Origin of the sequence: Shewanella sp. SM20 (assembly GCF_025654545.1) — a bacterium.
Taxonomy (GTDB): Bacteria; Pseudomonadota; Gammaproteobacteria; order Enterobacterales; family Shewanellaceae; genus Shewanella; species Shewanella oncorhynchi.
Genome location: NZ_JAKKRK010000017.1, coordinates 1 through 12,385, shown reverse-complemented (window position 1 = coordinate 12,385; position 12,385 = coordinate 1). Strand labels below are relative to the sequence as shown.

Sequence of the window (12,385 nt, the reverse complement as noted above, 5' to 3'; positions counted from 1 at the left end):
GTGGTTATGATATTAAAAATAAGTTTGATGTTAGCTATTTGTATTAATTTATTTTTATTTGCTAACTTAGTGTCGATTTAGGAGACGGCATGTCATAACGCCATCAAATAAAGCATGCAATGCTTAAATCATTCAGGAAGGGTTAAAGAGTGGCTAAATACAGTAGTTTGCTATGATGCAGGCAACTTGTTACTTGCTGTTGGACTAAACTGTAAATGCTAAAGTATGGGTTATAGTGGGTTCAATTTAATGAATACCGAGAGACACGCATCAAGCTATTGGTCATTTAATGTGTCATTGCTGAGGTTTGCTTGAATCTATAGCGCATTAATTTAAGCGTTAGTTCGCTAAATATGAAATGGAAACGTGCAGGATATGCATTGTATACCATCTTAATTAAGCCACATTCTCGCGATGAAAATCGGGTTGCTGTGGTAAGACCAATTAACCTTTTGTGTTTTTGGCTTCAAAGTTTTCACATTTTGGGTGTGAATAGCATCACGCTTTAGCAATATCTGCTTCACAGCATAAGCGCGTTGTATGATACAAAGCGAGACTTTAGTGAATCATCATTTAAGCTAAGCAAATCATTATCTCGGTTTTGATTCGTGTTATCTGCGCAATGGCGCTGCTGGAGATACCTATGCTACGCGTTCAAGTTTGTTTATCTGAAGTTGGAGTTATGCAATGAAAAGCCCAAATCCATCGTCATCAGTTCCAACTGTGACAAACAGCGCACATGAAGCGCCACAGGTTTCAGCTCATTTTAGCTGTTACAATCAGGCTGAAATTTACGGGACAAGCAAAGTGGTTAAAGCACCTTGGCAGTCCTTTGGCTTAGCTGTGTTTGCTGGCGCATTTATCGCTTTAGCCTTTGTTTTTTATTTAACCGTAACTACTGGCGCAGGCGATGCGTCTTGGGGTTTAGTTCGTTTCGTTGGCGGAATAGCCTTTAGTTTAGGTTTAATTTTAGTGGTTGTTTGCGGTGGAGAACTGTTCACCAGTTCTGTGCTCAGTACCGTTGCCTGGGCACAAAAACAGGTCACTGGCGCTGAATTACTCAAATGTTGGTGCCGCGTGTATGCCGGCAATTTTGTCGGCGCTATGTTGATGGTTTGCTTGATCACTGCCGCAGGTATGTATGATCTTGATGGTGGTAACTGGGGATTAAATGCCCTTAAAGTGGCACAGCACAAACTGCACCATACTTGGATTCAAGCCTTTAGTTTAGGCATTTTATGTAACATGTTGGTGTGTTTAGGTGTGTGGATGACCTTTGCCAGCCGTGATGTGCTGACTAAATCGTTACTGTTAATTTTACCTGTGGCTATGTTCGTCAGTAGTGGCTTTGAACACAGTATCGCTAACCTGTTTATGGTGCCTATGGGCATGATGATCCAATCAATCGCCAGCCCAGAGTTCTTCGTGTCTTTAGGGGTTACTCAAGCACAATTTGCCGATTTAACCGTGGCAAACTTTATATTCAATAATTTAATACCTGTAACCTTAGGCAATATTGTCGGTGGCGGTGTGATTGTTGGTTTAGGTTATTGGTGGATAGAGCAGGGTAAAGCAACCTTGGCTGAATCACACAAAGCTCATCATGAACACTTTTCTGCACCACATTCACATACTGAAAAACCTCAGCATCAGAGTGAGATTAAGCTGACTAAACATTCTTAAAACGTCTTTAATTATCAGTCTGAAGGGAAAGTGCCCAGCAAGTAGTTGGGCATTTTTTTATGTCGGTTTACTATGATGTGTAAATAATGAAGTAAATAAAAACGGCATCCGAAGATGCCGTTTTTTGATTAGGTTCTAACTAATCAACACCATATTAGAATTTAACTTCGCCTTCGATAAACCATTCACGACCACGCGCATCATATGATGAACGGTTATAGTGTGGCCAGGCTGTATCTGTTGGATCAAAGTTTGGTCCAGCATTAAATAAGTTCATTACACCGCCAGTCACTTTAATTGCGTCTGTGATGTTATAAGCCGATGTTAAGTTCCACTTCGTTTGTGATGCAATTTCGTTTGCACTTTCATCGAATGCCAAACCTTTATCTAATGCAGCTTTTTTAAACGATTTATATCCAACACCATGCATTCTTGCTGTGTGGTAAGCGCCTAAAGTTGTTTCAAAATCGTTTATATACCAACCTAAAATGATATTAGCTTTATATTGCGGTAAACCACCATCATCAATGTCATCATCAATTGCAGCTGTAGGATCTGTTTGTACTTCAGAAAGAAGAATATAAGTACCATTAAAGTTTAGTTTTAACTCACCAAAGTCAGCGACATCCCATCCATAACCAGTGGTTAAGTCAATACCACGAACTTTCTGATAAGCAAGGTTTTGTGCGACGGTATTAATGTGAGTAATGGTACCTAATGCGTCACGGGTGATCATGTTTGCATAAGTTTCATATTCACGAGCAGCTTTGCTTGCAGAGATGTCACTTACCATGTCATCCAGTTTCCACTCCCAAATATCGAGTGAAGCATTTAAGCTATCGCCACCATAAACAGCACCTATGTTGGCTGTATAGCCTGTTTCAGCGCTAAGATCTTTGTTAGCACCAGTAGTGATATCAATATTGAGTTCATTACAGATTTTGTTCAGTGTTGGATCTGGATTTTTCTGAGATGGAGTTCCACCTAGAGCTTGGCACTGTTTAAAATCAATGATATTGCTATATGCTTGAGTTGCATCTCCATATACGCGATGCATATCTGGTGCGCGGAACACTTTACTGATAGAGCCACGAACTAATAATTCATCAAGTGGACGATACTCTACGGTTAATTGAGGCGACAAATTTCCACCGAAATCATCATATCGGTCATAACGTAAGGCCGCATCAAGTGTTAAGTCCTCAAGAACTGGAAGCTTTAATTCCATATAGGTTGCCCAGTATGAACGCTCACCAGCACCTGATGAACCACCACGGCTTAGAATATTGCCTTTAACAGATTCTGAGTCAGATTCTGATGAGTAGTCTTGAGTGGTATATTCTGCCCCAAAAGCAAAGTCAGCTGAACCTGCTGGCAGTTCAAATGCTGGACCTGTGATATTTGCTTGAATATTTTTTTGAGTTGATTGAGCTTTTTCAAACGGAGTGTACGCTATACCGCTGACATCATTTGTGCTGATTGGCGCAAGCAGTGATTTACCGTCAGTGCCTTGAGCTAGATAATTAAATAATCCACCCACAGTCGCAAAGCCACTATTGAATACATCCACATTAGTACGGCCGTAATTTACGGATGTATCCCAACTATAATCATCAGCGATCACGCCTTCCAAGCCCGCGGTGAAGAAATAGTTACGGGTACTTGTTTCTCCTGCGCGGTTGCCGAATTCGTGCAAACGACGAATATAGTTGTAGTCACCATTTTCGGCATTTTTAAAATCTCCACCAAGACCTGTATTCTTGTCGAATGTCTTTGTCAGTGAATCATCTAAATCAACGCCTAAAGTTACTTTGTCTCCTGCAACATTGACTGTGTAGTTATCGATACCCATAGGTTCGATACGTGTTGTTGATTTTGCTTCTGCAAAATCAAGACGTCCTACAAAGTTCAAATTATCTGCAAGTTCATAGTTAAAGTTCGTTGAACTGATAAAACGAGTGCTTTCTGGTGATAGATCGCGCCACTTTGAGCGATCAAAGCCACATGCGCTACCTGTCCAAAGAAAACCGCCCGCTTCGCATTCACTCGCAGTTAGGACACGTTGGCCTTTTGGTGTCGTTCCACCAGCAGGTTTTTTACCTGTAATGCCAGCCCCATATGAGCTGTATTGTGAATATTTACTATAAGGTACTTTGTCTGTATCTAATCCAAAAACAGCTCTATCAGTTGCATTCAAACGCTCAGTATCAGTAAATTCGATGAAGGTTGAGACGTTACCACGTTCGGAAGATGAACCCAGAGATAGCGCAATTCGATCGCTTCCACCACCGCCTTCAGTAGTATCACCATGTCGATATTTTAATGCGACGCCATCAAAATCTCTTTTTAAAATAATGTTTACTACGCCACCAACAGCATCTGCACCATAAATTGCTGAACCACCAGATTGTAATATCTCAATACGAGCAACAGCTTCCATTGGTAAGTTTGCGGTATCAACAAAGTTGTCTGTACCACCTGCTGGTTTAGGATATTGGTTGAGACGTTTACCGTTAATCAATGTTAGCGTTCTGCTTGCACCCGCATTACGTAAACTGATTGATGACGCAGCTGGTGTAAAACCATGTACTGATTGAGTTGTCATTGCTCCTGTTGTTGAAGTCAGGCTCTGCAATGCATCTTGTACGTTAGTAAAACCTTGTTTTGCCATATCATCAGCACTTAGTACTGTAACTGGGGTTGCGGTTTCCATATCGGTACGCTTAATACGTGAACCTGTTACTTCAATACGTTCAACTTTGGCACCATCTTCAGCTGCATATACTATCGAAGTGGTTAACGCGGCAGTAGCTGCTCCGCTTATTAATGCAAAGCGAACTGCTTTGGCTAATGTAGAATTTGCACGCATTTTATTCTCCCTTAACACATGTTGTATGTTTATTTTTTATTTTTCTTAAATGGTTACTTATGTAAAGAATTAAGCTCTCATTTAATTGAGTTCAGGATATAACCACAAGAAAATAACAAGTGCAACATTGGTCATGCTGGAGTTTTGTTTAAAATTTGTTATTTACTCTCTTTTTAAAATGCAGATATAAGTAGGGTGTGTGTGTAATCGGTGGCAGATAAGGTTTTAATCTGAGTGTTTTGTTTTTTATTTGGCTTTTTGTTTTTATTATTGGTTCTTTTTGTTTTTTTATTGTTGCTAATGCTTTGTTTTATTGTGTTTTAATTTTGTTGTTTTCAATAATAGTTTGAAACTATTTTATGTGAAAAAGTAAAAATTAATAACGATATGGTTTGTCATTCCATATATTTTAGATTGGATGATTGAGGAGTGTTATCAATAAGGGTTTTCATGCGGTTTAATTTTGTATGGTGATATTTTTACACCGCGTCAGGAAACTAGAAGTAAAATTATGGAATGAAATGTTGTAAAGAATAAAAACTAATCAAATACTATTTCTGATTATTTAATTTTAACTGTTTAAATATAAAAACGAAGTGAATATCTATTCACTTCGCTTTCGGTTTATTGTTTAGTTTTTTGAGTGAACAATTCATTTTTATGGTTAATTTTTTTTACAAAAAGCTGTTCTGTTTATTTGCTATTTAGAACTGATTTTTGCTCTACCACGTTAAATTGCAGTGGAAAGTAGTGTCCTAAATAACGTAGGGCGACATAGGCAACCACTAAGGTGGCGATTACCAATTCGAATTCTGCTAAGTATTTTATCCATATCGCTAACTCACCCATGTTATTGAACTGCGTTAACCAAGCAGCGGTTTTAAAGAGGGCGGTTGCACCGATCACCATAGGGAAGGTAAAGGCTGCGTAGCCTGGGCTAAAGGGCAGTTTTAGTAGGTGAAAGAAGGCCAAGTAGATGATGCTGGTCATCAGAATGGCGATGCTCAGTAGTAAGGCGACTAAGGGAATCGACGCCTGCTCGCAAACGGTCAGATAACCTGCAAGTGATAAACTGGCGGGCGCCGCGAGAATGGCAATGGTTGGTTTAGCGGCATCGGGTATCGCCTGACAGAAAATGAGGCGATAGAGCATCAAAGGCAGCATGATTAAGTAAGCCAACATCCCAAAAACCAAAATGGCATTTGCTAACCATTGGTAGTCAGACACAGGGAAAGACACTGCCGCGACGATAATGCCAATCGGTGGTACAAACCAGCTTGGCACCATGTGCTCGAGTTTAAAATCAATGGCGCGATAGTAGATAAACGCGCTTAGGAAGATCACATGGATACCAATGGCGACTAGCCACAGAGTTAAGCCTGCATGGGGGAAATAATCGCCGAGTGATTTAGACACCACCATCAAGCCCATGGCGAAGGTGGGGATCACACTACCAATCACAGGGTGACTTAGCTCGTCCTTTAAAATATTAGGATGAAGCATGAATTTACCCATGAGCAATAACAGTAACACAGAGGCTATGATGGCACCTGTGAGTTGTCCTGCGCCATTAAGTGAAGGTGTCATGTTCTCCCATGTCCAACCTAAGCTGGCAATTGCCAGTGCCAACCCAGCCATAGGGCTGGGAAGTTTAGCTGCGTGGGATGTCCAGCGTTTGCGTTTTGAAGTCATTTTGAATACCTCTCAATACTGACAATGCTTAACATCGCTTTTTTGGGGCGCTGTTTTGATGTATTTAGTGTACTGCGGGTATCTATGATAAATAAATTTGATTAATTTTATTCATTGAATAAGTTTTGTTTACTTTGATGTTGCTATTAAACTTAAGGTTTGAGTTTACAACGCAGTAGCGTGTGCCCTAGGCCAAGATTGTCTGTGTCTTCATCCACATACAGTCCCGCTTGGTGAAGCAGGGCCAATAAATCCTTAGAGTGATACATGCGGCTATTGCCATTGGCCATGGCGCTGAAATAGAGGCTAGTGGCATTTACGCAATAGGCGGAGGCGGCCGATGGCTGTCTATCCCAAAAGGTTTCGACGATAAAGAGTTGGCAGCTTGATGTCATTGCCTTTGCCGTGCGTTGTAAAATGCTCAGGATTTGGCTTTTTGAGAAGCAATCCAAAAATTGACTCATCCAGTAAGTATCGGCGCCTTCGACAAAGGGTAGGGAGTCGTCCAGCAGATCGGTGGCAAAGGTATGCACGCGCGCTGCAAAACCTCGTGCGAGTGCATTTTGTGTGGCTACCTCTAGTTGCCCCGGGAAATCCATAATCGTGACTTCAACGTTTGCGTCATAATCACAGCAGCTCAGTGCCCATTTTCCCGTATTGCCGCCTATATCCACTAAATGGCTTGGCTTATGGGCAAACACTAATGGCAGAAGCTGTGGAAAGGCATGATCCGAATAGTAATGATCGAAGGCAAACCAGCTCTGTTTCGCTTTGGGTGGTAGATCTTTTAAGGCGGGGTAGATGGTATTCCAGTCACCGAACACCTTAAGTCCTGCGGCCTTGCCTTCGAGTAGTGCGGTATCAAGGCTAAAAAGGCCTTGATAACAAACGTCCTGCACAAAGTTAAGGTTGATGGCGGCCATGTCGTCATGGAGTAAAAAGTGCCCCGTTTTGTCGAGGACATAGCCAGACTCATGCTGCCAAACGAGCCCCATACTGAGTCCCATATCCAGCAATACTCCCAAGGCATATTCACTCAGTGGGGTGGATTGGCTTAACTCGGCTGCAGTGATCCCATGCTCGGCCGCTTTATCTATTTGGGCTAGCACATCGAATTTGAGTAGGCAGTGGGCGACTTGAAAGCTGATGGGGCCAAAGGCAATTTTTTGAGCTTCAAACTTCGCATTGAAGGCGCTGATATTACTTGGTGTTCGGTAAAAAGACATAAAAAGGAATGAATTGGCGAGCGGGTCCGTTCTTTATAACCAAGTTAGCCGTGAAAGCCAGTTGAGATACAAAGAACTATGAGCTGTATCCAAACTTGAGCAGTAACTTGTTTATGCTCTGTAATCGAGATCTAAATAATGGAATGCCATAAATAAAAATACCCAGCCAAAGCTGGGTATTTTAAGGACGATAAAACGTCGTTTATTGAACGTTTTCTTCGTCGCCGAATTGGCCTTGGAACAAGACTGAAGATAGGTAACGCTCGGCTGCCGATGGTAAAATCACCACAATGGTTTTGCCTGCAAACTCTGGCAACTCAGCGATGCGGTTTGCGGCGACAACGGCGGCACCCGATGAAATACCCACTAAAATGCCTTCTTCTTGCATTAAGCGGCGGGCCATGTCGATGGCTTCATCGTTAGTTACAGCTTCAACACGGTCAATCAATTCTAAATCTAAGTTACCTGGGATAAAGCCTGCACCAATACCTTGGATTTTATGCGGCCCTGGTTGCACAGGTAAACCCGCTAAGGTTTGAGCTATAACAGGGGAATCTGCTGGCTCAACCGCAACTGAGGTGATGGTCTTACCGGCCACTTTTTTCAAGTAACGGCTTACGCCAGTAATTGTACCGCCAGTACCTACACCGGCAACAAACACATCCACTTCACCGTCGGTATCATTCCAGATTTCTGGACCTGTGGTTTTTTCATGGATTTCTGGGTTAGCAGGGTTATTAAACTGCTGCAATAAAATGTATTTTTCAGGAGCCGATTGGCGAATTTCTTCCGCTTTATCAATCGCACCTTTCATGCCTTTCGCGCCTTCAGTCAGCACGAGAGTTGCGCCTAGAGCTTTGAGTAGCTTACGACGCTCTAAACTCATGGTATTTGGCATGGTCAGGGTCAGTTTATAGCCACGGGCCGCGGCAACATACGCTAATGCAATACCTGTGTTGCCTGATGTCGGCTCAATCAGCTCGTGATTTTTTGTTAATAGACCTTTCTTCTCGGCATCCCAAATCATATTGGCACCGATACGGCATTTAACACTGAAACTTGGGTTACGGGCTTCGACTTTGGCCAGCACTTTACCTTGGCTAACACGGTTTAAACGTACTAGCGGTGTATTACCAATAGTATATGAATTATCTTCGAAAATTTTGCTCATGGATTGCTTGCTCCTATGTTGGCACTACTGAATCATAATCTGCTGTGGCGCTTTTAGAAGTGATTGTTTGTTCTTCTTTATTCGATTTGGTTATTAAAGGGTGTGCTGTTATTCGCAAACCCTGATTGGCAGCCAGTTTAACTGTGTTAACCTCTTGCTAACATAAAAAAGATTGTGGCATTAACAGGGATAACTTCTTGATGTCTCAATCGTAAAACTAGCCTATCACTCGTATCGGACAAGCGCAAAGATGAAGCAGCAACAAATGGATCTGGGTAAAGATCCAAAAACGATGGTAACACCAAAGGCATTTACCATTGCAGCAGCCGTGTTATATACCCCATTGGCGACACCGTTGAAGCGGATGTTAGCCATACTGATTGATGGTTTGCTGATCACTGTGTTAGCTGAGCAGATGGATTGGATGTTTGTCTTGCTGGTGGTCAGTATTATCTGGATTGAAAAGCGCAGTCGTAAGTTTGGTCGTTTATTAAAGTGGGGACTTTATGCCTTGATGTTGGTTTTTATGTTGCTGACAACCGCTAATAATCTGTTTGATTTTAATGGAACAGACGTTAAAAGCAGTGAGGGAGTAGAGCAACAATTGGCATTAGGTGAACAAATCATTACGTCACTACCAGCATTGATGTCGTTGAGCCAGTGTAATAATTATGCTTGTGGTAAAACTCAAGTTCAATCCCTACATGAAGCGATAAAAAGCGCTTCAGGATCAAAGGGCATGACAGAAAATGATCAACGTGAAATAGTGCTAGCAACCATAGCCAATAGTAGTTTGCCTGCCGTAGACAGTGAAAAGTTACAGGCGGAAGTGCTTAATGGCAGCCTATGGCCTGTTATTACGCTTCCTGTTGAGTTGGCGACAACAGATTCTCTGCCTGAGCCACTTCAGCCTATTCAAGCTATTTCGCCGGATGTACAGCCGCAAAGCGCGGCGGCTGATGCAGTGAATGTGAGCTCTTCGCAATATTCTCGCCTCAGAACCGTTGATGAAGCTACAACCCATAGTGTTGTCGCTTGGGTGAAAGGCTTTCTGAGTGATATGGGGCTGGGTTTTGGTTGGGCAGCGTTTTACTTTACCGTCTTTACTGCACGATTTGATGGTCAAACCTTAGGTAAGAAGATGTTGGGCATTCGGGTGATCCAGCTCGATGGTGCCAACATCAGTTTATGGGCCGCGTTTGGCCGTTATGGTGGCTATGCCGCAGGCTTTACCACAGGCTTACTTGGCTTTATGCAAATATTTTGGGATGCCAATCGGCAGGGGATCCAAGATAAAATATCTTCAACAGTCGTGATAGACTTAGTGCAAATGCATAAAAAGCAACGATTAGAGCAACAAGCGCAGGGGCAAAATGAGTTAGCACCTGTGCTTGCGAGTGATGATGCATCCTCTGCTCACCTTACAACCAGTACCCGTTTGGAGCATTTATGAAACAGGTCGTCATTTCGGGGAGTGGCCTATTTACGCCGCCCCACAGTATTTCCAATGAAGCCTTAGTTGAGAGCTTCAATGCTTATGTGGATATTTTCAATCTTGAAAATGCAGGCTTAATTGAGCAAGGCCATGTTGCGGCTTTGTCCTATTCATCGAGCGAGTTTATTGAAAAAGCCTCAGGTATCAAGCACAGATATGTGATGGTGAAAGAGGGCATTCTGGATCCCGAAGTCATGATGCCGTTGATTCCTGAGCGCAGCAGTGACGAATTATCTATGCAGGCTGAGATTGGCCTTGAAGCTGCCTTGATGGCACTAAAGAATGCCAATCTCAAGGCTGAGCAAATTGACTTAGTGATTGTTGCCTGTGCTTATACTCAGCGTGCGTATCCTGCTATGGCGATTGAAATTCAACGTGCACTGGGTACGCGGGGTTATGGTTACGACATGCAGGTAGCGTGTTCATCGGCGACGTTTGCAATTGTCGCCGCGGCTAATGCCATTGCTACGGGTTCTGCCTCAAGAGTGTTAGTGATCAACCCTGAGATTTGCTCGGCACAGGTGAATTATCGCGACCGTGACAGCCATTTTATCTTCGGTGATGTGGCGACGGCTCTGGTACTGGAAGAACAAAGCTTAGCCCAGTCTGATCATGTGTTTAAGATCCTCTCAAGCCGCTGTTTTACCGATTACTCGAACAATATTCGCAGTAATTTCGGTTTCTTGAATCGCTGCGATCCGAGTGCGGCCCATCAAGCTGATAAGTTATTCCACCAACAAGGGCGCAAGGTATTTAAAGAGCTGTTGCCGATGATTTATCAGCATTTGGATGAACATCTGGCCGAACAAGCGTTAACGCCACAGTCTTTTAAGCGTTTATGGTTGCATCAAGCGAACATCAACATGAATCAGTTTGTAGTGAGAAAGTTGCTTGGGGATGATGTGTCAGCGGAACAAGCGCCCGTGGTGTTAGATGAATACGCCAATACGGCTTCCGCGGGTTCTGTGATTGCATTTCACAAGTTTTCCGGTGACTTTAAGACTGGCGATTTAGGTTTATTGAGTTCGTTTGGCGCAGGATATTCTATTGGCAGTGTTATTCTGCAGAAGGTCTAAGATTCTCACCGCCATAATAAAAAGCCCACATCGAGGAAGATGTGGGCTTTTTATGTCAGTTGTTTGCCTAAGTTGCTTTCTGTTTAAGGCAATGATTGTTTATAGCAGCCATGCGTAACTTAACTTCATAAAGTAGGTTTTCTCGTCCCGTGTCAGGCGGCTTAACTCATCATTAGCCTGCAAACTATCAGAGTATCCGAGGTAGAACACACTCTGCGGATTGAGTTTATAACCGTAGAGGAGCTCATTGCCTAAATGCGCTTCCTCACTCTGCGGCGCTGAATATAAATACTGCGCTACATTGCGATTTATCCGGGTGTAAATGCTAGAAAGGCGAATAAAACTGTGTAGACTGAATTGCCAGTTGAGGCGTACATCGCTCAGATTAGCGGTAAAAAGCGCACCTTGTTCCACATCCATTTGCTGATAAAGATGGGATATATCGATAGAAAGTCCATTAGCAATTTTCCAATTGATACTCGGGTTCATTTGCGTTTTAGTGCCCAGCCTATCATTGATAAAATCAATTTCATCGCCGTAGTACATTTCAAGCTCCATACTCAGGGGCGATAACGGGGTTACTGCGCCATAAAACCACACTTGGGTTTCATCATATAGTTGACTATTTCCGGCGATAGTGAGCAGTGAAGCATCGAGGCGAGGGCCCACACGTTCACGGGTTTCTATACCAAAGGTGATTTCGCTTTGTAATGCGCCGAGGATTTCTATGTAGGCTTCATACTCTTCTTCAAGTCGTTCGCCTGCTTGGTTATGAGTGATATCCCAATCTCCCGCTAATTCTACCTTGTTAAAGGTGCCCGTAGGATACCAAATCAAACCCGCACCAGCCTCAAAGTGTAGTGGTCAAGTAAAATTGGCCACGATTTTAGAGTCATTCCAATATAAACGTTCTGACTCATTTGGCGTTAACCCACCATTATATTGATGGGGTCTAGTCTCGCTGTAATATCCAGTGATGTAATTTGTGATCTCTTTATCTGCTTCTGTGAAATTCCCATAACCACTTGCGGGTATCCATTCAGATTTCAAACTTCTAAAGAAACGATCCATCGGTGCGTTATCCCAACAATTCCCGCGACGTCTCATACTTTGCTTAATCTGAATGCGTCATATTAATTGTCTGAATTTCAAGCTCGTGTAATATGAATATGA

General features: G+C 42.8%; 8 protein-coding genes and 1 pseudogene. 3 read left to right on the top strand and 6 right to left on the bottom strand.

Annotation, left to right across the window (positions count from 1 at the left end):
- The first annotated feature begins 687 nt into the window (after nucleotides 1-687).
- A complete protein-coding gene (gene focA / locus L5M18_RS08990) occupies nucleotides 688-1,683 on the top strand; it encodes a formate transporter FocA (protein WP_263196633.1) in 996 nt (331 codons plus the stop codon).
- A gap of 154 nt (nucleotides 1,684-1,837) precedes the next feature.
- On the opposite strand, the gene L5M18_RS08985 is transcribed toward focA, so the two are convergent.
- The 4 genes from L5M18_RS08985 to cysK form a co-directional block, all read right to left on the bottom strand.
- A complete protein-coding gene (locus L5M18_RS08985; protein WP_263196632.1) occupies nucleotides 1,838-4,552 on the bottom strand; it encodes a TonB-dependent receptor plug domain-containing protein in 2,715 nt (904 codons plus the stop codon).
- A 693-nt stretch (nucleotides 4,553-5,245) separates the two neighbouring features.
- Complete coding sequence (locus L5M18_RS08980) at nucleotides 5,246-6,244, bottom strand: TDT family transporter (RefSeq protein ID WP_263196631.1); 999 nt, start codon at nucleotides 6,242-6,244, stop codon at nucleotides 5,246-5,248.
- Nucleotides 6,245-6,396: 152 nt separating this feature from the next.
- Nucleotides 6,397-7,470: a methyltransferase gene (locus L5M18_RS08975; RefSeq protein ID WP_263196629.1), complete on the bottom strand. Its 1,074-nt coding sequence runs from the start codon at nucleotides 7,468-7,470 to the stop codon at nucleotides 6,397-6,399.
- A gap of 202 nt (nucleotides 7,471-7,672) precedes the next feature.
- Complete coding sequence (cysK, locus tag L5M18_RS08970) at nucleotides 7,673-8,641, bottom strand: cysteine synthase A (RefSeq protein WP_113940761.1); 969 nt, start codon at nucleotides 8,639-8,641, stop codon at nucleotides 7,673-7,675.
- Between the two features lie 250 nt (nucleotides 8,642-8,891).
- On the opposite strand from cysK, the gene L5M18_RS08965 reads away from it, so the two are divergent.
- Nucleotides 8,892-10,094, top strand: coding sequence for an RDD family protein (locus tag L5M18_RS08965; RefSeq protein ID WP_263196628.1), 1,203 nt, complete (start codon nucleotides 8,892-8,894; stop codon nucleotides 10,092-10,094).
- A complete protein-coding gene (locus tag L5M18_RS08960; RefSeq protein ID WP_028760965.1) occupies nucleotides 10,091-11,212 on the top strand; it encodes a beta-ketoacyl-ACP synthase III in 1,122 nt (373 codons plus the stop codon). The genes L5M18_RS08965 and L5M18_RS08960 overlap by 4 nt, the downstream gene beginning before the upstream one ends.
- A gap of 99 nt (nucleotides 11,213-11,311) precedes the next feature.
- Here L5M18_RS08960 and L5M18_RS08955 read toward each other — a convergent pair whose 3' ends face one another.
- Nucleotides 11,312-12,049, bottom strand: coding sequence for a hypothetical protein (locus L5M18_RS08955; protein WP_263196626.1), 738 nt, complete (start codon nucleotides 12,047-12,049; stop codon nucleotides 11,312-11,314).
- A gap of 27 nt (nucleotides 12,050-12,076) precedes the next feature.
- A pseudogene (locus tag L5M18_RS08950) lies at nucleotides 12,077-12,385 on the bottom strand (integrase core domain-containing protein); the annotation flags it as partial.